Below are 24,311 nucleotides of genomic sequence, written 5' to 3' on the forward strand. Positions count from 1 at the left end.
GTTGGGCCGAAGGTCGGTTGGGCCGAAGGTCGGTTGGGCCGAGGGCCGAGCAGGCCGAGGGTCGATCCGACGCGCCGAGGGTCGATCCGACGGGCCGACGCCTGAGCAGTCGACACCGATCATGCGGGCGCCGGCTAATCGTCGAAGAGCGATTCGATGATGTCCTGTGCAATGAAGCGTGAGTGCATGATCGGCCTTCTGGCCGGGTCGCGGCTGGCCGGTGGAATCCAGGCCGGACGTCCATCGGCCATCATCCGGACCTCCCAATCGGAGCGGTCCATGAGATGGTGATGCGCCGAGCAGGCCAAACAGAGGTTGTTGATCTCCGTCTTCCCGCCCTCGCTGTGCGGGATGACATGGTTGGCATCGCACCATCCTGGCGGCGCATCACATCCGGGGAAGGTGCATCCTTGGTCTCTTGCTGTGATGATGGCGATCTGGTTCTTGTTGGCGAACCGGTTCTCCGTCCGCACTTCCACCGTTCGGGCCTTTTCGTCCATGAGGTGGTAGAAGACGGTGCCGTTGAGCCCGCGCGCAGTCAATTCGTCGATCGGGATGCGATCTCCCGATCCTGTTGTGCCTTCACCGAGCTTCTTAGCGAGATCTTCGGCCCTTGCGGTCACCACGAGCGCGTAGGGCGAGCCCTTCGCGGCCTCTTTCATGCTGATCCTTGAGATCAGAGTCGCGAATCGCTCATAGATCCAGTTGCGTGCGCTGGGCTGCTCGCTGATGAGATCGACGGTGGAGCCATCGTCACGAACTCCGTGGCCTGCTGGCACCGGATGCTTCGCAGATCCGCCTTCGCGCCCGGTTGCGTCGACGACCACCCACGGTGGGGCGTCATGCTGGTCGCCGGTCAGCACGGCATCGAATACCCCGAGAGCGTCCGCGCCGTCGGGAGGGGACGCGACGCCCGCTGTGGAGTCGCTGGGTTCGGTGGAGGACTGCTGTGATTGCTGATCGGCCGATTCGATCCGTGAGGTCAGGAGTCCGTGGAGTTCTGCGCCGGCCGTCGGATCGAGCAGCCCTTCGACTCTCCAATCTCCGTTTCTCTTCGGGCGGGCGTTGATGAAGTAGGACGAGCGGTCGCTCGGATCTTTGGGCTCCGCCCCATCGGGGTCGATATGAGCCAACATCCTCCGGAAGATCTCCCGCAGATCGGCAACGGACACGGTCTTGGCGTATTCGACGAGTTCTTCCTCTGCCCGCGCACTGATGGCCGGATCAATCCAGCTCGGCAGTTTCTGCATGCATTCTTCGATCACGGCGACCTGTCCGGCAGAGAGCGTTCCGTCGTGGAGCTTGTCTGCCATGACCGGACGCAGGGGCGGCAGCGCCTGTCCCTCCATGCTCACGCGCCCGCCGAGGCTCTTCGCCATCCGTGCGCGTCGCCGCGCTTCGGGGCCGGTGAGGCCGAGTCGGTCCTGAATCAGCGATTCGGTGTCCTTGGCTCCGCTGTCGGTCGGTGTGCCGATCCGCTCATAGACGGACAGCGCCAGGGTGGACAGCGCTTCGGTCGCGCGTGAGAGCGCTTCGACTCCATCGAGGAGATGCATCGCCTCGCCAGGCCCCATCGGTCGCTCGAAGGTGCGCAGCTCATCGTCGAGGCTCAAGAGAGAAGTCAGGCTGCGGGTCACTTCGGGTGCGAACTTCGCGAGATCGCTCCAGGCTTCGTCGCTCAGTAGAGGATGCGGAGAAGCGGTGGGAGGCGCGGCACCTGCAGGTTCGTCCGAAACTTCGGAAAACGGCTCCGCGGACTCAGAAGCCACAACCTGTTCTTCCCCCGCAGCTCGCTCTTCGGACGATGCGAGCAAGCTGTCGTCGGCAAAAGCCCCGCGGTCGGAATCGTTGACCTCGTCGACTTCATAGATTTCATCGGTCTCACCGACTTCATCGGTCGGCACCGGATCAAGGGAGTCGAAGACCTCGGCGAGTGCATGACCGTTGAGGTCCAATCCCGATTGCCTGAGTTGGTCACTGAGAGTGGTGGGTCCCGGCTCCGAATTCGGGAAGCTCTCCCGTTGCTGGCCGTTCGTCCTGCCGTGGACCGATCGGGGACCAATGCCGGCACCATTGGGGCGCGCACCGGAAGCGCCCTGACGGGCACTCCTCCGCGACCTACGTCGCTTCCGATCCGGTGTGAATGTCATCGCCCCGCGTTCCCTTCGTCAATGAAGGAGCTTTTATTCAGTGTACACATGAATCAAAACTAGCGCAATGCCTGTTCGATTCTTATTCAATTCTAAGAGCATGTCTCATACGAATTCAGTTGGCCTCTTGTCTGTATTCAGTCAACCAGTCGGCACTGACACGAGAACGCGACCGGCTCGGTCCCGCGCTCGGATCGGCGGCCGCGTCACTCGGATCGATGGCGACGGCCCCACCCGGATCAGCGGCAACGCAGGTCCTAATCAGCAACGCAGGTCCTAATCGGCGGCGCAGGCCCGACATGCGCCTGCGCCCGCTGGTGCAGGAAAGCGGAATTGGCCGTAGGCAGACCGCGTTCAGGAAATCAGCCGCCGGCAGCTCGTATTCGGCGGAGCAGCGACGACAGTGCAGAACTGAGGTCTGAGCGCTCAGACTTCCGCGAGCATCTTGCCGGGGTTGAGGATGCCCAGGGGGTCGAGAGCATTCTTCACGGCCGACTGGATCCTCCGGGAGCCCTCGTCCAGCTCGTTCGGCAGCCAGGCGCGCTTGAGGTAGCCGACCCCGTGCTCTCCGGTGATCGTCCCGCCGAGTTCGATGCCGATGCGCATGATCTCTTCGAAGACCTCCTGCGCCGTCGCCGTCGCGGTCTCATCCTCGGCGTCGAAGAACACCGAGGGGTGCATGTTCCCGTCGCCGGCATGCGCCACCAGCGCAATCTCCAGTCCGGAGGATTCCCGCAGCGCACCCAGCCGGTCGCAGAATTCGGGCACGGCCGTGCGCGGCAGGCACACATCGTCGAGCAGCTGCCCTCCCCCATGGGCCGTCGCGAACTTCTCGTAGGCCGGCTGGATCATTCGCCGTGCGGTGATGAGTGCCGCGGAGTCGGTCGGATCGTCGGAGTACGCGACGTCGAGGGCACCGCAGCGCTCGGCCACCTCGGCGAAGGTCCCCATCGCGGCCTCCGATTCGGCGGGAGTGTGATCGACCTGCATGATGAGCATCGCTCCGGCCTCGGCGTCGAGGCCGAAGTCGCCGAAGTCGTTGAGCATGCGCAGGCTCGAGCCGTCGAGGAATTCGAGCAGGCTCGGCACTCCTCCGCCGGCCATGAAGTCCGCAACAGTCTGCAGACCGCTGCGTTCGTCGGGGAAGGTCGCGATCGCGGTGAAGGGATCGGGCAGGGCGGGGATGAGGCGCAGCGTCGCTTCGACGACGATGCCGAGGGTGCCTTCGGAGCCGATGAAGAGGTGTCGCATATCGAGGCCGGCCACACCCTTCGCGGTCTCCGGACCGAGCGTGGTCATCGTCCCATCGGCGAGAACCACCGTCAGGGACCGAACATAGTCCCTGGTCACACCGTATTTGACGCAGCACAGTCCGCCCGCGTTGGTGGCGATGTTCCCGCCGATCGACGACAGGGCCACCGAACCCGGGTCCGGTGGGTATGAGAGTCCGTACGGCGCCAGGTGATTCTTGAGGTCCTGGTTGATGATGCCGGGTTGGACGGTGACGAGGCGCTCGGCCTCGTTGACCCGAACCACCTCGGTCATCTTCGACACGTTGAGCAGGATCGCCCCAGGTGAGGCGTTCGCCCCGCCCGAGATCCCCGACCGCGCGCCCTGCGGGACGACGGGCACCCGATGTTCGGTGGCGAAGCGCATGACCTCCTGGACGTCCTTCGCCGAGGTCGCCCTGACCAGGGCGATCGCGCCCTCACGTGGGCAGAAGAGGGCTTCGTCGCTCGAATGGGCATCGATGACGTCGGGATCCGTCGTCAGCGCACCCGGACTCAGCCGCGAGCCGAGGTCGTCGAGCGCCGCCGGGTCGAGGACGGGGAAGACCCGCGCACCAGTGGGGCGCGCACTGGAGGACGACTCCGGCGCGGAGGGTGCCGACGAGGGAGATCCTGCCGGATCGAGACCGGTTGGTTCCGTTGCGGCGGACGGCGTGTTCGACAATGCTGCTCCTCGGATCGACGACGACGCAGGTGGGACCGGCACGGGGGTCACTGTTTCAGCGTCGGCTCCAGGTTATCGGGGGCCGGTGCGGCCCTGAGGACGAGGGTCACGATGCCGGCAGCCACCATGGCCGCACCGACGACCCACATGCCCGCGTTCTGGGTTCCCGTGAGGTCGGCGAGCCAACCCGTGATGTAGGGAGCGAAGAACCCGGCCGAGTTGCCCAGGGAGTTGATGAGGGCGAGGCCCGCAGCGGCTCCGGCGCCTGCGAGGAAGGTCTGAGGCAGCGGCCAGAAAGTCGGCAGGGCCGCGCAGATCGCCATGCAGGTGATGGTCACCGCGACCATCGTGGTGAACGGCGAACTGAGATAGAGCGCGATCGGTATCGTCACACCTCCGATGAACAGGGGGACCGCCACATGCCAGACGCGTTCGCCTGTGCGGTCGCCGTGCCGCGACCAGAAGTACATGGCGAGCGCCCCGAAGACATACGGGATGGCCGTGATGAAACCGATCTCGACGATCGAGTATTCGACGCCGAAGGTCTTCTGGAATCCCGAGATGATCGTCGGCAGGAAGAAGCTCATGGCGTAGAGGCCGTAGACCATGCCGAAGTAGACGAACGACAGTGCCCACACGCGCGGCTGCAGCAGAGAGCGTCGAACCGGGTAGTGGAAGGTCTCGGCCTTGCCCTTCTCCTCGGCGTCCATCGTGGCCTGCAGCCATTCGCGCTCCTCGACGCTCAGCCACTTCGCGTCGCGGGGGTGGTCGGTGAGGTAGACGATGCACATGATGCCGAGCAGGATCGCGGGCACGCCTTCGATGATGAACATGAAGCGCCAGCCGGCGAAGTTCTCGAAGATCGTGTTCCCGCTCGAGATCAGCCAGGAAGATAAAGGTGTGCCGACGACGCTCGAGAGCGGGATCGCGAGCATGAACAGTGCGGTGGCGCGAGCACGCATGGAGGTCGGGAACCAGTAGGTGAGGTAGAGGATGATGCCGGGGAAGAAGCCCGCCTCGGCGATGCCGAGGAGGAACCGCAGCACGTAGAGCCAGCCGTGGTTCGGCACGAAGGCCATCGCGGCCGCGACGACGCCCCAGCTGATGAGGATGCGGGCGAGCCAGATGCGTGCCCCGAACTTGTGCAGCGCGAGGTTCGAGGGCACCTCGAGGATGAGGTAGCCGAAGAAGAACACGCCGGCGGCGAACCCGAACTGGGTCGCGTTCATCGCCAGATCCTCATTCATTCCGCCGGGCCCGGCGATGCCGAGATTCGTGCGGTCGAGGTAGTTGATGAAGTACATCGCGATGATGAACGGGATGAGACGGATGAGAACCTTGCGCAGTGTCCGCTTCTCCAGCGTCGAATCGGCTGGTGTCTGTCCGCTCGTGGACGGGCTTACCTCGGACGACATGTGATCTCCTTCGATCTGGACGGGCCACGGCGGTGGCAGCCGACGCGCTACGGGAACACATTACGTCAGCGCAGTCGTGCGGCCTAGAGTTCCGCCGCAGAGTACCGAATACCGGGACGGGCCGCAGTTGTCGGAGCAGGGGCGCAGACGCACGAGGCACCGCCTTGCACGAGACACGAGACACGAGGCATCGACGGGCACGACGTACAAAGCACGAAGCATCGTCGGACAGCGTTTCGCTACGATGAGCCCACCACGACGAGGAGGACTATATGCAGCCGATGACCGAGCTCGAGGGCGATCGTCTGCGCCGCTATTACCGGACATTCGCGCGCGTCGAGGCCGCCGACACCTCCCCCGTCTACGCCGAATGGGCGCAGGGAGTCGCCAAGGACGACGCGATCATCTACCTGCTCCTCGACCTGCCGCAGCCCAAGCGCCAGGCCAACCTTCTGTTTGCCGCTGCCCGCCACCTCGGCGCAGAAACCGGGTCTTTCGCACGGCTGCGGACCTGGCTGCTGGCGCACTGGGACGAGACAAGTGCCCTCATGCTCGAACGATCGACCCAGACGAACGAGGCCGGCCGCTGCGCCGTTCTCCTGCCGGAGCTGGCTCGCCTCGAAGGTCCCCTGTCACTCATCGAGGTCGGTTCCTCGGCCGGACTGTGCCTCTACCCTGATCGATACAGCTACCACTATCGCGCCACCGAGGCGGGCGAATCGAGCGACCGCGGCACCGTCCTGTCTGATCCGCACTCGGTGAGGTTGATCAGCATCGATCCGACCCAGGGCCGGAGCAACGTCGTCATCGAGTGCGAGCTGCGAAACGCCTCAGCTCCGGAGCGCATCCCCGAGGTGGTGTGGCGTGCCGGAATCGACCTCGACCCGATCGACATCACCGAACCCGACCAACGAAGCTGGCTGCGTTCACTGATCTGGCCCGAGCACGATGAACGACGCGAACGACTGACCGGCGCCGCCGAAATCGTCGCCGACGACCCGCCGAGGTTGGTGTCCGGTGACCTGTGCGAACGCATCGAGTCCCTCATCGCCGAGGCACCGAGCGACTCGCAGATCGTCGTCTTCCACAGTGCGGTCCTCGCCTATGTCGATGCGCCGAGGCGGGAGGAATTCGCCGCAGTCATGCGCGCCCACCCGGAAACGATGTGGTTGAGCAACGAAGGAGCGGGCGTCCTGCCCGGCACGCGCGTGCAGCTCGAGGCATGTGGGGTGGACGCCGACGGACGATTCGTCCTCAGCGTGGACGGTGTCGCGAAGGCCCTGACCGGACCACACGGTCAGAGTTACGAAGGACTCAGCGGCTCGTGAGTCCCCACGCGTACGCTCGCGTGCCGGGCACGCCTCACGCCCAACCGACGACCAAGCGCGCAGCCTCGGCGGGGACCGTCGGATCCAGGCCGGTGAGATCGGCGAACCGGCGCAGACGATTCGCCACGGTGTTGCGATGGCAGAACAGCTCGGCGGCACTCGCCCCGATGCTGCCCGAGTGCAGGTAGGCCCGCACGGCTTCCACCAAGCGTTCGCGTTCGACCCTGCCGCAGCCGGCGAGCGCGGCCTCGACATCGGCGAGGATCGGATTGCCGGCGGCATTGAGAGAGCGGGCGGCAAGCCGCGCCCATCCGCGACGCCAGGTCATCGCCGAGCTCTCATCGTCCTCGATGACCTCCGCCAGATCTCGGGCCGTCAGCGCCGAACGCCGCAGGGAGGCGACTCCGGGCGAGCGCACATAGCCCACCCGCGCCTCGGCGATCGCGCGCTCGAGCGACTCTTCACGGTGCCCCGGAAGCTCGTGGACCCGGGTGAAGGCGATGAGGACCTCGCCGAGGTGGTGCGTGAACATCGTCCCACCCGCGCGGACATGGTCGGAGACGAGCACACGCAGCGCCCGCACATCGTCTCCGGCGGCCGCGACGACCAGCAGCGGCGAGTCGACGTGGAGACCGAGACCGGAGGCGATCGTGGCCAGACGCTCGTCGGTCGGGTCAGGGTCCTGGAACAGGCTGGCGATGAGACCCGCACGCACCGACGACTCCTCGGCGCGCATCCGCTGCAGCTCCGCAGTATAGGCCTGCTGCACCTGGGAGACGTATTCGTCGACGGTGGAGAGCACGATGCCGGTATGGCGGATGACGAGTTCCGCGTCACCCTGGTTCGCCACTCGGGTGAGCACTTCCCAGAGCACATTGAAATCGTGACGGATCGCTGTCATGAGCGCCTCCAGGGGAATGCCCGCCCGAGCCCGGGAGACCCCGACCTCGGTCGAGACTGTCACCGGCCCGTCGAAGCCGCCGGCGCGCAGTCCGTCGATGAGAGTGGAGAAGGACTGCCGACCGGTGCGTCGCAGCTCAGAGACCGGAATCGGTGCGGGATCGTATCCCGAGACCGTGACGACACGGGTCATGAACCGGTCGGTCAGCTCATCGAGGTCGAGGGCGTCGAGGAGTTCGAGCCACCGTCGCTCGTCTCCGGGCACCGGGCGGTCCCGCAGCTGTCGTGTGCCCGCGAAACGATCCTGTTCATCCATCACATCCTCTAGATTATGTGCATTCGCACAAGAAGAGTCCGCTTTTCGGCGACAAATGCGCCTGGATCCGGCCATGTGCCACTCTGTAGGGTCGATACCTGCCGGTCGAATGCAACATCGGCCGAAGCACCATCCGCAGACGGATCCGACCTGCACGAGCAGCCCGGATCCCCGGCCTCGACGGAGAGAACCATGAGCGAGCAGAACACCACGGCATCCGCCGAGTTCAGTGCCACCACAGAGCTGAGCGTCAAGGACGCGAACAAGGTAGCCGCCGGAGCGCTGATCGGCACCGCCCTCGAGTGGTACGACTTCTTCCTGTTCAGCGCCGCGGCCGCGCTGATCTTCAACGTTCAGTACTTCACCAGCGAAAACGCCACCGCGGCGGCGCTGGCGTCCTTCGCCACCTTCGGCGTCGGGCTGGCCGCACGCCCGATCGGCGGGCTCATCTTCGGGCGCATGGGCGACAAGCTCGGGCGCCGAAAGGTCCTGCTCATCACGATCATCGGCATCGGCATCGTCACCGGCCTCATCGGTCTGCTGCCGACCTACGCAGCGATCGGCTTCGCCGCCCCCGCGCTGCTCGTGCTCCTGCGCATCCTCCAGGGCCTCTTCGTCGGCGGCGAGTGGTCGGGAGCGATGACGCTCGTCGTCGAGAACGCCCCGCTCCACCTGCGCGCCCGCTACGCGGCGATCCCGCAGATCGGCTCACCCATCGGCACGATCCTGTCCTCCGGCGGCTTCTTCGTCATGAGCCTGGTCTTCTCACAGGACAGCTTCGACTCCTTCGGCTGGAGGATCCCGTTCCTCGCCGCCTTCCCGCTGCTCATCCTCGCCATCTACCTGCGGGCCCGCCTCGAGGAGTCCCCAGTCTTCCGACAGCTCGAGGAGTCCGGTGAGGTCGAGAAGAGCCCGATCCGCACGACCTTCACCGACTCCTGGAAGCAGATCATCATCGGCATGGCCGCAGCTCTGCTCGGCGTCGGCGGCTTCTACCTCGTCACTGCCTTCTGCGTCTGGTACGGCGTCAACATCCTCGGCTACGACGATTCGCTCCTGCTCCTGGGCAGCATGGTCGCCGCGGCCGTCGAGATCGGCGCCCTCATCTGGGGCGGCGCTCTGGGAACGAAGTACGGGGCGTCGAAGGTCATCCTCTGGGGCGGAGTCGCCTCGGCGGTGGTGGCCGTTCCGGCCTTCTTCATGTTCGAATCCGGGCAGCCGGTCCTCGTCGTCATCGCCATGACCCTGGCGGTAAGCACCCTGTCCCTGCCCTACGCGGCCTCGGGCACCGTGCTCACCGGCCTGTTCCCTGCCACCACGCGCTACACGGGAGTGGGCATGGCGCAGAATGCGGCGGGTATGCTCTCCGGCTTCATTCCGCTGCTGGCCACCGGCTTCGTCGCCTCCGCCGGTGATCACTGGTGGCCGGCCGCAGCGATGCTCGTCTTCCTGTCCCTGTTCACGGCCTTCGCCGGCTACGTCGCCCCGCGCCTGAGCGTCGACCTTCCCGGCTTCAAGCACTGAGGCGATCTCGCCCGCCCGCGCACCGTTCTGCGGGCAGCTCCACACTCCCCGTTCGTCGAAAGGACACCTCGCCATGCCGCGTTCCGCCGGTCATCTCATCGTCGACACCCTGGACAGCGCAGGCATCGAACGCGTCTATGCGGTGCCCGGCGAGAGCTACCTCGACGTCCTCGACGGCCTCTACGACTCCCCCATCGAGACCGTCGTCTGCCGGCAGGAGGGCGGCGCCGGGTTCATGGCCCTGGCCGAATCCCGGCTGACCGGACGTCCGGGCATCGCCATGGTCACGCGCGGTCCGGGGGCCGCGAACGCGATGATCTCCATCCACACCGCTTGGCAGGACGCGACCGCGCTCGTCCTCTTCGTCGGCCTCGTCCCGACCGCGGACCGCGAGCGCGGATCCTTCCAGGAATTCAGCCTGCCCGAGTGGTTCTCCTCGACCGCGAAACGCGTGATCACCATCGACGACGAGCACCACGCCGGCGAGCTCACCGCCGAAGCCCTGCGCATCGCCGCGGCGGGGAGGCCCGGGCCCGTCGTCGTCGGTTTGCCCGAGGACGTCCTCGTCCGCCTCACCGAGGCGCCCACCCCGAGGATCGCCGAGGCGGCCCCAACGATTCCTGCCTCCGCTGAGCTCGAATCGCTGACCGCCCGCATCGCCGACGCCTCACGCCCCGCGTTCGTCCTCGGCGGCGACGGCTGGCAGACCGGGTGCCGGGCGGATCTCGCTCGCTTCGCCGCCTCGGCCGGGATCCCGGTCCTCTGCGATTGGCGCGCCTACGACGCCGTCCCCCATGGCTCGCGCGCCTGGGCCGGGTGGCTCGGCTACGGTCGGGCCGATGCCGTCGCCCGGGGATTCGCCGAGGCGGACCTGCTCGTCTTCGTCGGCTGCACCCGCTCCGATGTGGCAAGTGACGGCTACAGCATCGGCTTCGACGCCGAGACCGTGCTCGTCTCCCTCGACACCGAGGCCACCCAGCACGCCGGGCGCATCGACCAGCACATCCTCGCCTCACCGCGCACCTTCACCGAGGCGCTGACCAGTCTCGATGCCGATGCGCTGCGTGGCGGGCGCTCAGACGGATGGATGGAGGAGCGCGTTGCCGCACAGGCCCGTTTCGCCGCTCACCGGCCCGACGCCGAGGCGCAGCCGCCGGCCGAGCGGACCCGAACCGGGGTCGACCTCGGTGTGGCGTTCGGGATCCTCGACGACCGCCTCGGCGGCGAGGCGATACTGACCTATGGTGCGGGAAATGCGACGATCTGGGGGCACCGGTTCATCCGCCACCAGCGGCCGGCCAGCCTCGTCGGGGCCCGCAACGGAGCCATGGGACTCGCCGTTCCAGGCGCGGTCGCAGCGTCCCTGACGTTCCCGGACCGGCGCGCTGTCGCGATCTGCGGCGACGGGGACTTCCTCATGAATGGGCAGGAGATCGCCACGGCCTTCGCCCATGGCGCGACCCCGCTCATCATCGTCATCGACAACGGCGTGTACGGCACGATCGTGTCCCATCAGGAGAACCACTATCCGGGCAGGCCTTCGGGCACGCGGATGGTCAACCCTGACTTCGCCTCTTGGGTGAGGGCGTTCAACGGACAGGACGGGGCAGGCATGTCCGGCCACGGCGAGCGCGTCGAAGCGACCGACGACTTCGCGCCCGCGCTCGAGCGCGCGCTGGCCGCGGGCGGACCTGCGCTCATCCACGTCCTCATCGATCCTGCGACCATGCCGCCGGCCGCCGACGAGACCACCTGAGGCGACGACCCGATCCGGCCACGCGGACCGGACGGCCTGGGCCAATCCCCGAACCACGCAGACGCGCATGCTCGAACCTTCGAAAGGACTCACCATGACACACTCCCTGACCAGCGCTGATCGCGAAGCCGCCTTCCTCGCCGACTGGGCCGTGCACTCGCGCTTCGGCGCGGTCGAGGGCACGAACGGAGTCGACAGGCAGGCGGCGAGCGAGGCGGATGGGCAGCAGCGGAAATGGTTCGCCGACCTGCTCGCCGAGCACGGCTTCAACGTCCACCGGGACGCCATCGGCAATCAGTTCGGTCTCCTCGAGCTCGTGCCCGGCGCTCCCTATGTGCTCACCGGTTCGCATATGGACTCCCAGCCCACGGCAGGGCGCTTCGACGGCGCCTATGGGGTCATGGCCTCGGCTCACGCATGCTTCGCCGTCGCCGATGAGCTGCGGGCCGATCCGGAGAAGGCGCGGTTCAACCTCGCCGTGGTCAACTGGTTCAACGAGGAGGGATCACGGTTCAAGCCCTCGATGATGGGCAGCAATGTCTTCACCGGCAAGGCCGAGCTGGAAACCGCTCTGGCCACCCGAGATGCCGCCGGGGTCACTGTCGCCGAGGCGCTCGACGCGATCGGCGAGCGCGGGGACTCCACGGCTCCCGAGATCGCCTCCTATGCAGAGATCCACGTCCAGCAGGGCCGCAGCATGGAAGAGGACGGAGTGAGCATCGGTCTCGTCAATGCCACCTGGGCGGCGCACAAATACGAGTTCAGGGTCACCGGCGCTCAGGCCCACAGCGGGTCGACGCTCATGGCCGATCGGCAGGACGCCCTGCTCGGTGCCGCCCGCCTCGTCGTCGCCGCCCGCGAACTGGCGGACGAGTTCGAGCCCGGTGCACTGCACACGGCCTGCGGCCAACTCACCGTCTACCCGAATTCGCCGGTCGTCGTCGCCAGCGAGGTCAGCCTTCTGCTCGACCTCCGGTCCCCCAGCGCCGAGGTGATCGCCGCCGCCCACGATTCGCTCATGGCCACGGTCGCGCGGGTGTGCGAGGACGACCGGGTCGAGATCGAGATCGTCGCCGAGCACAGCTGGGACCAGAACCCGTACTCCGAGGACGGGGTCGAGCTGGCCCGCACGGTCGCGGACGAACTCGGGCTCACCTCGGCGCGGGTGATGACCGTGGCCGGGCACGACTCGACGAATATGAAGGACGCTGTGCCCACCGTGATGCTGTTCGTCCCCAGCGTCGACGGGATCTCACACAGTCTGGCCGAGTTCACGAAGGACGAGGACCTCGTCTCCGGACTGCGTCACCTCACCGAGGTGGTCCGACGCCTCGCCGCCGGTGCCCTGGCCTGACGCCGGGGCCGGAGCGGTCAATCACTCGATGGCGTCGACGTCCTGGTTCTCGTCGACGAGCTGCTCGGCCAGCGGTTCCCATTTCGCGTATGCATCGGGGTAGGCCGAGGCCTGCACGTCCTGCGCGGCAGCACCCGGGTCCATGCTCTTCCAGTCCTCGATCTCAGTGAGGCCGGGATTGGGGCTTTCGGGGTTGATTCCGTAGAACGACTTCGAGGAGTAGACGGGATCGGTGACCTCGTCGGCCGATCCCCAGTTCATGGAGGGCCGCTGCTGGAACGGTCCGGCGGAGTCCCTGTCCCCACCATCGAGATTCTGCAGGCTCGACTCCTGCAGCGCGGTCATCACGGCGATCGTCTGTGCGTCCTTCGACAGGTCTGCGCCCTTGCCGACGCCGACGATGGTGCGAGCATTGTCGATCTGCTCGGAGCTGAGTTCGTCCGGGTCATCGATGCCGCCGGTCGTGCCGGCGCCCTGTGCGGGACCGGCGCCCGCAGCGTTCTCGCTCGTCTGGTCGACGGCCCCGGACATCGGTTCGGCCGCGGCCGAAGTCGCCGTTGCCAGGGAGACGCCCCCTGCGATGACGGCAGCGGACAGTGCAGTCACCGCAAGTGTGCGCACGCTCTTCATCTGTTCTCACTTTCCTCTGGGATCGGGCGAGCGGCCCGGACGGATGGGTCTGGGTTCACAGTGCACCATGCTCTCCTGTCTTTCGGCACAGGAGGTGCACTGGAAATCGCCCCACACCACACTGTCGGACGTAGGGGGCCGGTTCAATGCAGAGAGCCTTATAGATGGCTCCGTCTCATCGCAACGAATCGTCACGAACGTGTGTGCATGTGCTCAGAGTTCAATGAGCGCTCCGCGGCGACAAGCGGCACCCGCACACCTCCGTGACGTGGGTCTCGAACGGTCCGTCGGTTCACGCGCAGGGACGCACCAGGCGGTTTTCAGACGTCCTCGCCACGACTCCGCCGTAGGCTGGTCCCATGCCACCGTCGCTGCCCTCAGACGCCGCTCGAGCCACACGCTCGTATCTTCGAGCCGCGGACCGTCTTCTGCCCGGGGGCGTGGTCGCCTGCGCCGTCGGCGGCTCACTCGCCCTCCGCTACTACCGTCCCGGCCGCAGCGATATCGACCTCGTCGCCGTCGTCGCCGACGAGTGGGCGACACGCGCTGATCTCATCCGCCGCCTGCGCCTGCTTCACCTCTCGCAGATGCCGCATCTGGCGCTGAGAGCAGTCCGCGGCAAAGGTATCAGCGCGTGCTGCAACACTGTGTTCATCAGGCAATCGGACATCAGTCGACCCGTCAGCGCGATCTCGCCGATCGCCTCGCATGTCGGCGAGATCTTCGAGCCCGGGGCGGGCTTCGATGTCAATCCCGTGGTCTGGAAGGAACTCGTCGACGGCGGCATCACCATTCGAGGTCGGTCCGTCGACCGATGGGGCCTCGACCCGGAGCCCGACTCGCTGCGTCCCTGGATCCGCTCGAACCTGCGCAAGTACTGGGCACCGTTGGCTGCACAGCTGCGCACGCGGCCTCGGACCACTGCCCGGGCCCTCCCGGCCCGGCAGGGCCTCTCAGCAGGAAGTGTCGAATGGTGCGTGCTGGGGCCCGCCCGCATGCACCACACGCTCATGACCGGGAAGATCATCGGCAAGGAGCGCGCGGGAATCCACATGCTCGAGGCGTTTCCCCAACATGCCCCCATCACCGAGGTGGCCCTGGCCAAGATCCGTGGAGAGCGAATCGCCTCTCCACCGTCGCGCCAGGAACGGCGGGAGCTGACCGCCTCTGCGATGGGCGACGTCCTCGCTGCGACTGTCGGGTATCGTGGATCACACTCCGACGACCCTGAGGACTGAACGTGGCTGATCTGAATGAACTGACCGAATCCCACTTGGCGCTTGCACGCGAGAACGAGAACGGACGCAGTGCCGAACTCGTCGCCCACGATGGCGAGCTGCGCCAGACAGTGATCGCTCTGGCAGACGGTGTGCGACTTCCGGCTCACAACTCGCCGCCCGCGGCCAGCATCCAGGTGCTGGTCGGAAGCATCAGAGTCGAACTCGATGAGGAGATGCAGGGGGAGTTCGGGGCCGGCGAGCTCTGGATCCTCACCCATGAGCGCCACTCGGTGCTGGCCCTGGAGGACTGCGTATTCCTGCTGACCACCGTGACCAGCGTGGACAAGCCCTCCTACTCCTGACCGCCGCCACGTGGCCGCGATCCCGCGGGCGCGCGGCGTCCGCGGGCCGCACCCGCGGACGGCGCGGCAGCCTCACTTCGAGACGAAGTGAAGGCGCTTATTGACGAACTCGCCCATCCCGATCGGGCCCATCTCACGGCCGAAGCCGGAGCGCTTGACCCCGCCGAAGGGGATCTCGGCAGCCTCGGCGGCGATGGTGTTCACATGCGTCATGCCCACCTCGAGGCGAGCTGCGACCTTGTCGGCACGCGCCTCGTCGGTGGAGAAGACCGATCCGCCGAGGCCCAGCGCGCAGTCATTGGCCAGCTCGAGGGCCTCCTCATCGCTGGAGACCTTGTACACGGTGGCGACGGGCCCGAAGATCTCCTCACCATAAGACTCCGAGTCCCGGGGCACGTCGACGAGCACCGTGGGCGAGTAGTAGGCAGCCGGTCCATCGGAGAGCTCACCGCCGACGAGCACCCGGGCGCCAACGGATACGGCCTTCTTCACCTGCGCGTCAACGGTCTCGGCCGCGGTGCGCGAGGACAGAGGCCCGTACTCTTCCTCTTTGAGGCTCGCGGGGTCACCCGGCTTCAGCCCTGTCCCGAGACGCACGAGTTCGGCGACGAACTCGTCGTAGATGTCGTCCATGACGATGAGCCGCTTGTTCGAGTTGCACACCTGACCGGCGTTGTAGACCCGGAACTCCCAGGCCTCGCGGGCGACGGCGGCGACATCCTCGGCGTCGAGGACGACCATGGGGTCGATGCCGCCGAGTTCGAGCACGGCCTTCTTGAGGTTCTGACCGGCCTGTGCGCCGATGATCGCCCCGGCCCGCTCGGAACCGGTCAGGGACACGCCCTGGACGCGGGAGTCCGCGATGATCGACGCGATCTGGTCGTGGTTCGCGAACAGGTGCGAGTAGCCGCCCTCGGGCACACCGGCGGCGCGGAAGATCTCTTCGATGAGCAGCGCCGAGCGACCGCAGATATCAGCATGCTTGAGCATGATCGTGTTGCCGAGCACGAGGTTCGGCGCAGCGAAGCGGGCCACCTGGTAGTACGGGAAGTTCCACGGCATGACGCCGAGCAGCGCACCGATGGGCAGCGCCTCGATGCGGGCAGTGCCGGGGATGGTGCTCGGGATCTGGTAGTCCGTGGCCAGGCTGGGCCCGTGGACGCCGTAGTACTCGATGATGTCGGCGGCGAACTCGACCTCGTCGACCGATTCCTCATAGGACTTGCCCATCTCGGCCGAGATCGTCTTCGCGAGTTCGTCCTTGCGCTCGTGGAAGATCTCCGCGGCCCGGCGCACGATGCCCGCGCGCTCCTGGATGTCTGTGTCCTTCCAGGTCAGGTATGTGCTGTGGGCGGAAGCGACGACGCTTTCGATCTCGGCGTCGGTGGCTTCGGGGAAGGTTTCGAGGATTTCGCCGGTGGCGGGGTTCTGGACACGGTAGTTCGACATAGAATGCAGCTCCTTGCAGGTGCGGTGTTCGTGAATGTGGTCGCAGATGCGATCAGTGGAAGTGTGAGGCATCGCCGGGGGCCGCGAAAGTCGATGTGCGGCAGCATCGCCGATCCTCACCTGGACGGTCGAGGAATCATCGCAGTCAGTTATCACCCATGCCATCGACAGTAGCGCCCGGAATGGACGCGAACGATCATGTCACCATCGATTGTAATACAATATCGTGCCCATCGCCGAGGCTGCCCCGAGCTCATCGAGCGACCTCCCGATGAGTGGTGTCGAGTCGCCGGGTCCACCCGCGCCCGTCGAGGTGCTCGAGCAGCGGGATGACGGTCCTTCGTGTCGTGTGCAGCGCCTGCCTGGCCTGGCTCGTCGTGAATGGCTGAGTCAGCCCTGCGAGCACCCGCATCGCCTGTGCGGGCGAGCGGGGAGAGACGACGATCCCCTCGCCGAGGCGGAGCACCCGCCCCGCCTTCTCGGCGACCGCGAGCTCCCGCGCTCCGAGTCCGAGTTCGCGCAGGTCATCGGCCTCCGGAGCGGAGAACGGTTCGGTCGCCAGACGCCTCTCGAGTTCGGCGATCCCGGCCTCGGCCGCGCCGAGATCGGCGGAGTGGCCGGGCGGTCTCACCATGCCGTCGGCCGTCTCCAGTCCCGCGCGGGCGATGATCTCCGTCAGCAGCGGACGCACCGCGGCCCCGTCGAAGTCGGGCAGGGGCGGGTTCGTTCGGCGCAGAGCTTCGCTCAGCGCCTTGACGGGGACTCCGGCCGCCATGGGCCGTGCATTGAGCTCCCCCGTGACTAGGGTCTTCGCCGCTTCGACCCATGCAGAGGCAGTGGGCGCATGGACGAGCCAGCCGGCCACGGCCTCAACCTCGGCGGGCAGTGAGGCGGTCCCGGCCGGAGTCTTCTCGTCATCGCGGTCGGCCACCGACCGGCGCGGCATCGGCAGCCCGAACCGGGTGAGGACGGCGCGCTCGACGGCTCCCCGGCGGGCCACCTCGGCGAGGAGATCGCCGGTCGCCGGACGCTCGGCCAGTTCCCGGGCACGACGGGTGCCGTCGCCGCGCCGACTCAGCGCGGGCGGGTCGACGTCGAGGACGAGGAGTCCGGCGAAGACATTGCGGCTGCCCGGCGCCCGCAGCACGATCCGGTCCCCCACCTGCAGCGGCAGGGGCCGGTCGAGGGTGAGGCGAGCGTGTTCCGCGTCGAAGGCACGCAGGCGGACGGATACGGCGGCCGTGCCGATGTGGGCCATGAGCTCGATGACACCGGCATCGAGGGGCTGGCCCATGGTGCGGCGGACGTCGAGGACCTCGACGATCGGCCACGCGCCGGGAGTGAGCAGGGCATCGCCGCGGTGGAGCTCCTCGGCGGGGACGTCGCGGAGGTTCACGGCCACGCGGGACTGCGGGGCCACCTCGGCGGAGGAGGAGTTCCGGGACTGCAGCCCGCGCACTCTCACCGTCCGGTCGACGGTCTCCCCGTACAGGCGGACGGTGTCGCCGGTGCGCAGGCTGCCGGCCGTCAGAGTGCCGGTGGTGACGGTGCCTGCGCCCTTGATGGTGAACGCCCGATCGACCCACAGGCGCACCCGCGCCGAGGCGTCCGGGGACGGGGCCGCGTGCGTGACCTCGTCGAGGACGGCGATGAGTTCGGGCAGGCCCTCGCCGGTCGTCGCCGACACCGTGACGATGGGGGCGTCCTCGAGCGGCGTGCCGCGCAATCGGGCCCTGACCTCGGCTTCTGTGGCGCCGATCGTGTCCGGGGCGAGGTCGGCGCGGGTGATGACGACGAGGCCGTGGGTGATGCCGAGTGCGGCGATCGCGTCCCTGTGGTCGCTCGATTGGGCCTGCCAGCCCTTGTCGGCGGCGATGACGAAGCAGACGATGGGGGCGGGGCCGAGCCCGGCGAGCATGTTCGCGAGGAACTTCTCGTGCCCGGGTACGTCGACGAAGGCGAGTTCCCGGCCCGAGGGCAGGGTGGTCCAGGCGAAGCCGAGGTCGATGGTCAGGCCGCGCTTCCTCTCCTCCGCCCAACGGTCGGGCTCCATTCCGGTCAGGGCGCTCACCAGGGTCGACTTCCCGTGGTCGACGTGTCCGGCGGTCGCGATGACGAAGGTGCCGGGGCTCTTCGCCGCTTCGGGAGTATTCGCCGGCTCACTCATGGCGGCTGTCCAGGGCCCGGGCGATGGCGGCGGCGACGGACTCGTCATCGGCTTCGGGCACGCATCGGAGATCGACGAGGCATCGTCCCTGGTGGACGCGGGCGACGATCGCGGGATCGCCGAGGCGCAGCGCCTGGGCGCAGTCCTCCGGCAGTTCGACGGCCCAGCCGGGCAGGGGCACCCCGGGGGCTCCCCCGCCGCCGACCCGTCCGTCGTGGGCCACGACTGCGGCGTCGACGGCCTCGGCGAGGCGGTCGGTGCGTGCGCGCAGCCGATCGGGGTCGATGTGGAGGGCGTCGTGGATCGGGTTGGCGGTGTGCGTGATCGTCGCTTCGAGGGCGGCGAGGGTGAGTTTGTCCGTGCGCAGCGCCCTGGCCAGCGGGTGCTCGGCCAGTGTCTGCACCGCCTCGGCGCGGCCGAGCACGAGGCCGGCCTGGGGGCCGCCGAGGAGTTTGTCACCCGAGACGATGACGAGATCGGCACCGGCCCGCAGCGCCGCATCGATGTCCGGTTCATCGGGCAGCGACTCATCGGGAGAGAACAGTCCCGAGCCGAGGTCGACGATGAGCGGAAGATCGTGCTCGGCGGCCAGCCCTGCCAGTTCGGACACCTCGACGGAGGCGGTGAATCCTTCGACGCGGAAATTGCTCGTATGCACTTTGAGCAGGCTTGACGTGTCCTCACCGAGGGCGTCGGCATAGTCGGCCAAGTGAGTGCGGTTCGTCGTTCCGACCTCCCTCAGATGCGCCCCGGTCGTGGTCATGAGGTCGGTGAGTCGGAAGCCCGCGCCGATCTCGATGAGCTCGCCGCGGCTGATGACGATCTCACTGCCCGAGGCAGCGCCCCGCAGTGCCGTGACCGCGAGCAGCAGAGCTGCCGCGCCGTTGTTGACGACGAGGGCGTCCTCAGCGGCCGGGCAGGCTCGCAGCAGTGCGGCCTTGGCTCCGGTTCCGCGCTTGCTGCGCTTGCCGGTGACCAGGTCCATCTCGACATCGACGTACCCGGCCGCCTCGGCGACCGCCCGCGTCGCGGCCGGCGACAGCGGGGCCCGGCCGAGGTTCGTGTGGACGAGGATTCCGGTGGCGTTGAGCACCGGGGTCAGGGAGGAGGCCGAACGGGAACCGAGCCTGGAGACGATGGTGGGGGCCACCTCGGCGACGGGGATCCGACCGGTGCGCGCGGCGGACTGCACCTCGGTGACGGTCGCCTTGATCGTCGCCTGATTGAGGTGCTCACCTGCGGCGACGACCTCCGGCAGGGCGAGGAGGCGGTCTGTGCGCGGAATGCTGCGACGAGGGTCCGACTCGACCATGGGCCTCCTCCTCGGTGCGGGTTCGCCGACGGCCCCGCCTGACCGACGGGACCGGTGTGATTGGCGGAGGCGGACGGGAATCGAACCCGCCAGACCGAGATGCTCGGTCTCACCGGTTTTGAAGACCGGGGCGCCCACCAGGACGCGGACGCCTCCACTGCAGAATCCTACCGTGTTCGGCCGCCTCGGCGAGTTCGCCCCTCGGCCTCCGGTGACGGGCCTTCGCCGCCGGTGTTAATGTCGCGGTATGACTGAGATCCACGACCGTCTGACCTCGTTCGCCCACGGCGGAGGATGCGCCTGCAAGATCCCCCCGGGCGAGCTCGAGGACGCGGTGCGCGGACTGGTCGGGCAGCCGGGTCCTGATGTCCTCGTCGGCCTCGACGACGGCGACGACGCTTCGGCCGTGCGAGTCCGTGACGATCTCGCAGTGCTCTCGACCGCGGACTTCTTCACACCCGTCATCGACGATGCCTACGACTGGGGACGCATCGCCGCGGCGAATGCGCTCTCGGATATCTACGCGATGGGCGGGACGCCTGTCACGGCGATCAACCTCGTCGGCTGGCCCCGGGAGAAGCTGCCGATGGAGCTGCTCACCGAGGTGCTCCGCGGCGGACTCGATGTCGCCGCAGCGGCGAACTGCCCGGTCGCCGGCGGACATTCGATCGACGATCCCGAGCCGAAGTACGGGATGGCCGTGACCGGCATCGCCCACCCGAACGAGCTCATGCGCAACGACGCCGCCGAGGCGGGCCTGCCCCTGACGCTGACCAAACCGATCGGCGTGGGGATCCTCAACAATCGGCACAAGGTCACCGGCGAGACCTTCGACGAGGCGATCGCGACGATGACCGCGCTCAATGCCGACGCCGCGCGTGACGCGGTGGCAGCCGGGGTGCGTGCGGCCACGGATGTCACGGGTTTCGGCCTGCTCGGGCACCTGTTCAAGATGGTTCGGGCCTCAGGCGTGGGCGCGGTGCTCGACGCGTCCGCTGTGCCCCGCCTCGGCGGAGTCGACGAATCGATCGCCGCCGGGTACGTCTCAGGCGGGACGAGGCGCAACCTCGACTGGGTGCGACCTCACCTCACCGCAGAGGATTCGGTCAGCGAGGACGATCTGCTCCTGCTCGCCGATGCCCAGACCTCCGGCGGCCTGCTCGTCGTCGGAGAGCTGCCCGGCCATCCCGTCATCGGTGAGATCGTCGCGGGCTCGGGCGTGCACGTGCGGTGAGTTTCGCCAGGGGCACTTCACACTAAGATGCGGGTGCAACCAGTCTTCGGCTGCTATTTCCTCTGACTGGGCGGGGTCACTTCCTCGTCTCGGAACTGGCGGAAGCTGGACATGAAGAACCAGAAGAAGGCACCAGTGAGTAGGCCACCCAGCAGTGTCTGCCACCAGTTGAATGACTCGTTGCTCCAGCCCAAAAGATTCATGCCGAAGTATACCAACGGAAAGAGCAGCGCCACGAGCACACCGCTTTTCAGGCTTTCGCGGTCCTTGAGCAGCTTCTTCATAGGTTTCTCACGCTACCGGAAACGTCGCATTCCGCAACATGCCTTGGCGCATGCGCGGTAATGATGGTTCCTCGGTGCCCGGCTTCCTCGCCGAGCTGTGCCACGTCATCGAGAACCCCGCGCCCGTACCGGCAAAACCACCCTGTGCACCGGTGCGTAGTGGCAGGAACGGTGTGGGGTGCCGCGCTAAGTGTAGGAAGAGGAGCTGCCGGTGAGGGATGCTCGCGGGAGCAGGTAGGCGGCAGGAGTGGTGTCGGACGCCGCGCGTGACGACAAGAACCTACCGGCCGGTGGTGATCGAGTCGTCGATGATGCCGGCCGCGCGACGCTCTTCGAGGCGAGCGCGCTGCGGTTCGACGACGTGACGCGGGTCCTTCGTCGATTCGATGCCGGCCTCGAGCACTCCGAACCGGGTGTACGCCGAGGCGGCCGCGAGTGCCGCACCGGAGACGACGGACAGTCCGCGCAGCACGGCTCGGGTCTTCCAGCTGCGCTTGCCAGAGGCGGCTTGCCCGCCGACGCTGCCCACGGTACCGGCAACAGCGCTGAGAACGCCGCTCCCAGGAGTCCCGGCACGAGGAGCCATCTTCTTCGCGAACACCCTGGCTCCCACCTCGGCGACGGCTGTGCCGATGGCACCGGCGATGAGCAGCTTCTCGGCCCGGTCGAGCTTGCGGCCGGGCTCACCGTCTTCGAGGGGATCGACCTCGGCAGGATGCATGCCCTTCTTCATCCGCTCCATCGCCACCATCTCGCCTGCGGCACCGGTCAGCGCCAGCAGTCGAGCAGGTCCTGTCTCACGTACAGGAGCCAAAGCCATGCCCGCTCCTCCGGCGGCCATGGAGGCTGATGCCACGAACACATACGACAGGCCGTTGCGTCCGGCCGCGTTCCAGGTGGGCACCGCGGTATCGCCGAGCAGCGCGCCCGTGTAGGCGGCCAGAGGCGTGGCGAAGAGAGCGGACTCGATGGCGACAGGCGTTTCGAGCGCGTGGAGCACGCGGCGCAGCGGGCCCAGGGGCAGGACCTTCTCGCCGGTGAGACGATCGACTTCGATGGCCGTCAGCACGCCCGAGCCGACGCCGAACCCGGACAGGATCCAGGTTCCCAGGCTCATGGGCGAGGAGACTTTGAACACGCGCATCATGTTGAGGAAGCGCTCGGGCCGGCCGAGGTCGGCGACGAGTGCCGCTCCGCCGACAGCAGTCGCGGTGAGCGCCGTCAGTCGGCTCGCGATCCGCAGCCCCGGGCGGTCACTCAGCTGTGCGCCCAGACCCAGCAGCGACGAACCTCCGGCCAGTCCGCCGAGGAAGAGATAGAGCCCGATCTCGTTGCCCCACGGCGGGGCCTTGACGATGGGCCGACCGTAGTACGAGCTGAACTCGACGTCTTCGACCATCGGCATCTCGCGGTTGCCGTCGGCACCGCGGTTCTTCCACCCCTGACCGGGCCGACCACCGGCACCTCGACCGCCGCCGGGACGGCCGCCTCGGCGACGTTTCCGGCGACCGCCTTCGGGCTCGGGAGGACGGTAGGAGTCGTATTCGGATGTGCTCATGAACGCCGACTCCCGAGGAACGAGAGTCCGGCCGCGGCGATCATGCCCAGCGCCGCGATCCCGGCGTTGGCGTACATCTTCGGCAGATCCTTCGTCGGCACCCGCGGGTCCGGCGGCAGGCCGTAGACCTCGGGCTCGTCGAGGATGAGGAAGACCGAACCGGTGCCGCCGACCCCGTCGTTGGGGTTCGCACCGTAGAGCCTGGCCTCGGCCAGTCCCTTCTTGTGGAGTTCGGCCACGCGTTCGTGTGCCTGGTCGACCATGTCCGCACGGTCACCGAACTTGATCGACTGCGTCGGGCAGGTCTGCGCGCACGCCGGCTCCTGGCCCTCGACGAGGCGGTCGTAGCAGAGCGTGCATTTGTTGGCCGTGCCCTTGTCCGGCACATCCATGTCCGCGGCCTTGCGATCGTCGCGGTCGGTGGGCGTGTTGATCGTGCCGTCATCGCGGCGTTCGATGACGCCGAACGGGCAGCCGGCCACGCAGGTGCCGCAGCCGTTGCAGACGTCGTTCTGGACGACGACGGTGTCGAATTCGGTGCGGAAGAGTGCTCCGGTCGGGCACACGTCGAGGCAGCCGGCATGGGTGCAGTGCTTGCACACATCCGAGGACATCAGCCAGCGGAAGTCCGCTGTGTCCGGCGGCGTCGTGTCGACGCCGGTGAAGTCATCCGGATCGGTGGGTTCCAGTGCGCCCGGAGCCAGCAGGTCGACGCCGAGTTCCGGCGTCGTGGGCAGGCCGGCGCTGGTCCGCCCCTCCGCCGCCGCGCCGAGCGCCCCGTCGAGAGGCTGCGCGCCGGAGGTTTCGTCGGTCCGGGGACGCACCGTGGGCATGCCGAGGTTGACGAGCTTGCGTCCGGACTCACGGGCCTGTTCGATCCGCTCGGAGTCCTGTTCGATGAAGGCGACATGGCGCCAGGTGTTCGCGCCGAGGCTGCCCGTGTTGTCGTACGAGGAGCCGAGAAGTTCGAAGGTGCCGTCCTGCGGATTGTGGTTCCATTCCTTGCACGCGACCTCGCAGGCCTTGCAGCCGATGCAGATCGAGGTGTCGGTGAAGAACCCCTTGCGATTGTGCTTCGCATCGTGCCAATGGCCGTCCGCGACACCATCGTCGAATGGATCCTGTGCCGCATCGGTGCCGAGAGTCTGAGTCGACATCATTCCTCCTTCCCCTGTGAGCCGTCATCGCCTGAATCTACGCCGTCATCGCCGCGATCCTCACTGTCCGAGCCCGGTTCCTCGCCGTCACCACCGGCCGGATCGTCGGCGCTGCCATCGGGCGAACCATCGGCTCCGTCGAGCGTCCCGTCGTCCGCGGCAGAGATCGATGAGCCGTCGTCAGAGGCTCTCTTGGCGGTGAGGTCCTCGTCCGTTGCACCGGCGGGACGGATGTCGACCGG

At 67.4% G+C, this 24,311-nt stretch carries 18 protein-coding genes and 1 tRNA gene; 7 read left to right on the forward strand and 12 right to left on the reverse strand.

The window, feature by feature from the left end; all coding sequences use genetic code 11:
* Positions 1 to 134 precede the first annotated feature (134 nt).
* The 3 genes from IIE29_RS06355 to IIE29_RS06365 all read right to left on the reverse strand — a co-directional run bounded on the left by IIE29_RS06355 (position 135) and on the right by IIE29_RS06365 (position 5,518).
* On the reverse strand, positions 135 to 1,955 hold the full coding sequence (locus tag IIE29_RS06355; RefSeq protein ID WP_246475772.1) for an HNH endonuclease signature motif containing protein: 1,821 nt from the start codon (positions 1,953 to 1,955) through the stop codon (positions 135 to 137).
* Positions 1,956 to 2,576: 621 nt separating this feature from the next.
* The gene (locus tag IIE29_RS06360; RefSeq protein WP_209324608.1) at positions 2,577 to 3,938 is read right to left on the reverse strand and encodes an FAD-binding oxidoreductase; all 1,362 of its coding nucleotides are present in this window, start codon (positions 3,936 to 3,938) and stop codon (positions 2,577 to 2,579) included.
* 212 nt (positions 3,939 to 4,150) lie between these two features.
* Positions 4,151 to 5,518, reverse strand: a complete 1,368-nt coding sequence (locus tag IIE29_RS06365; RefSeq protein ID WP_209324390.1) for an MFS transporter — start codon at positions 5,516 to 5,518, stop codon at positions 4,151 to 4,153.
* 272 nt (positions 5,519 to 5,790) lie between these two features.
* On the opposite strand from IIE29_RS06365, the gene IIE29_RS06370 reads away from it, so the two are divergent.
* Positions 5,791 to 6,846, forward strand: a complete 1,056-nt coding sequence (locus tag IIE29_RS06370) for a DUF2332 domain-containing protein (RefSeq protein ID WP_209324391.1) — start codon at positions 5,791 to 5,793, stop codon at positions 6,844 to 6,846.
* Positions 6,847 to 6,880: 34 nt separating this feature from the next.
* Here IIE29_RS06370 and IIE29_RS06375 read toward each other — a convergent pair whose 3' ends face one another.
* Positions 6,881 to 8,062 (reverse strand): RsbRD N-terminal domain-containing protein, encoded by a 1,182-nt coding sequence (locus tag IIE29_RS06375; RefSeq protein WP_209324392.1) that lies wholly within the window; start codon positions 8,060 to 8,062, stop codon positions 6,881 to 6,883.
* Between the two features lie 192 nt (positions 8,063 to 8,254).
* Here IIE29_RS06375 and IIE29_RS06380 point away from each other — a divergent pair, with 192 nt between their 5' ends.
* The 3 genes from IIE29_RS06380 (at position 8,255) to IIE29_RS06390 (ending at position 12,696) form a co-directional block, all read left to right on the forward strand.
* Complete coding sequence (locus tag IIE29_RS06380) at positions 8,255 to 9,586, forward strand: MFS transporter (RefSeq protein WP_209324393.1); 1,332 nt, start codon at positions 8,255 to 8,257, stop codon at positions 9,584 to 9,586.
* A gap of 73 nt (positions 9,587 to 9,659) precedes the next feature.
* On the forward strand, positions 9,660 to 11,342 hold the full coding sequence (locus IIE29_RS06385; protein WP_209324394.1) for a thiamine pyrophosphate-dependent enzyme: 1,683 nt from the start codon (positions 9,660 to 9,662) through the stop codon (positions 11,340 to 11,342).
* Between the two features lie 94 nt (positions 11,343 to 11,436).
* On the forward strand, positions 11,437 to 12,696 hold the full coding sequence (locus IIE29_RS06390; protein WP_209324395.1) for a M20 family metallo-hydrolase: 1,260 nt from the start codon (positions 11,437 to 11,439) through the stop codon (positions 12,694 to 12,696).
* A gap of 21 nt (positions 12,697 to 12,717) precedes the next feature.
* Here the strand turns inward: IIE29_RS06390 and IIE29_RS06395 are convergent, their stop codons facing one another.
* Positions 12,718 to 13,326, reverse strand: coding sequence for a hypothetical protein (locus IIE29_RS06395; RefSeq protein ID WP_209324396.1), 609 nt, complete (start codon positions 13,324 to 13,326; stop codon positions 12,718 to 12,720).
* A 359-nt stretch (positions 13,327 to 13,685) separates the two neighbouring features.
* On the opposite strand from IIE29_RS06395, the gene IIE29_RS06400 reads away from it, so the two are divergent.
* Together IIE29_RS06400 and IIE29_RS06405 are read left to right on the forward strand one after the other, a co-directional pair.
* A complete protein-coding gene (locus IIE29_RS06400; protein WP_209324397.1) occupies positions 13,686 to 14,564 on the forward strand; it encodes a hypothetical protein in 879 nt (292 codons plus the stop codon).
* 2 nt (positions 14,565 to 14,566) lie between these two features.
* Positions 14,567 to 14,908 (forward strand): cupin domain-containing protein, encoded by a 342-nt coding sequence (locus IIE29_RS06405; protein ID WP_209324398.1) that lies wholly within the window; start codon positions 14,567 to 14,569, stop codon positions 14,906 to 14,908.
* A gap of 72 nt (positions 14,909 to 14,980) precedes the next feature.
* On the opposite strand, the gene IIE29_RS06410 is transcribed toward IIE29_RS06405, so the two are convergent.
* The 4 genes from IIE29_RS06410 to IIE29_RS06425 all read right to left on the reverse strand — a co-directional run bounded on the left by IIE29_RS06410 (position 14,981) and on the right by IIE29_RS06425 (position 19,992).
* The gene (locus IIE29_RS06410) at positions 14,981 to 16,357 is read right to left on the reverse strand and encodes an NAD-dependent succinate-semialdehyde dehydrogenase (RefSeq protein ID WP_209324399.1); all 1,377 of its coding nucleotides are present in this window, start codon (positions 16,355 to 16,357) and stop codon (positions 14,981 to 14,983) included.
* A gap of 253 nt (positions 16,358 to 16,610) precedes the next feature.
* A complete protein-coding gene (gene selB / locus IIE29_RS06415) occupies positions 16,611 to 18,524 on the reverse strand; it encodes a selenocysteine-specific translation elongation factor (RefSeq protein ID WP_209324400.1) in 1,914 nt (637 codons plus the stop codon).
* Positions 18,517 to 19,836 (reverse strand): L-seryl-tRNA(Sec) selenium transferase, encoded by a 1,320-nt coding sequence (selA, locus tag IIE29_RS06420; RefSeq protein WP_209324401.1) that lies wholly within the window; start codon positions 19,834 to 19,836, stop codon positions 18,517 to 18,519. Before selA ends, selB begins: the two co-directional genes overlap by 8 nt.
* Before the next feature lie 61 nt (positions 19,837 to 19,897).
* A tRNA-Sec gene (locus IIE29_RS06425) sits at positions 19,898 to 19,992 on the reverse strand.
* Between the two features lie 91 nt (positions 19,993 to 20,083).
* On the opposite strand from IIE29_RS06425, the gene selD reads away from it, so the two are divergent.
* Positions 20,084 to 21,070: a selenide, water dikinase SelD gene (selD, locus tag IIE29_RS06430; protein WP_209324402.1), complete on the forward strand. Its 987-nt coding sequence runs from the start codon at positions 20,084 to 20,086 to the stop codon at positions 21,068 to 21,070.
* Between the two features lie 53 nt (positions 21,071 to 21,123).
* Here selD and IIE29_RS06435 read toward each other — a convergent pair whose 3' ends face one another.
* The 3 genes from IIE29_RS06435 to IIE29_RS06445 form a co-directional block, all read right to left on the reverse strand.
* Positions 21,124 to 21,354, reverse strand: a complete 231-nt coding sequence (locus IIE29_RS06435) for a hypothetical protein (RefSeq protein WP_209324403.1) — start codon at positions 21,352 to 21,354, stop codon at positions 21,124 to 21,126.
* A 280-nt stretch (positions 21,355 to 21,634) separates the two neighbouring features.
* On the reverse strand, positions 21,635 to 22,912 hold the full coding sequence (gene nrfD, locus IIE29_RS06440; protein WP_209324404.1) for an NrfD/PsrC family molybdoenzyme membrane anchor subunit: 1,278 nt from the start codon (positions 22,910 to 22,912) through the stop codon (positions 21,635 to 21,637).
* Positions 22,909 to 24,069 carry a 4Fe-4S dicluster domain-containing protein gene (locus IIE29_RS06445; protein WP_209324405.1) on the reverse strand — a complete coding sequence of 387 codons (1,161 nt, stop codon included), beginning with the start codon at positions 24,067 to 24,069 and terminating at the stop codon, positions 22,909 to 22,911. The genes nrfD and IIE29_RS06445 overlap by 4 nt, the downstream gene beginning before the upstream one ends.
* Positions 24,070 to 24,311: the final 242 nt, after the last annotated feature.

The organism is Brevibacterium renqingii, assembly GCF_017808095.1.
In the GTDB taxonomy this organism is placed as follows: Bacteria; Actinomycetota; Actinomycetes; order Actinomycetales; family Brevibacteriaceae; genus Brevibacterium; species Brevibacterium renqingii.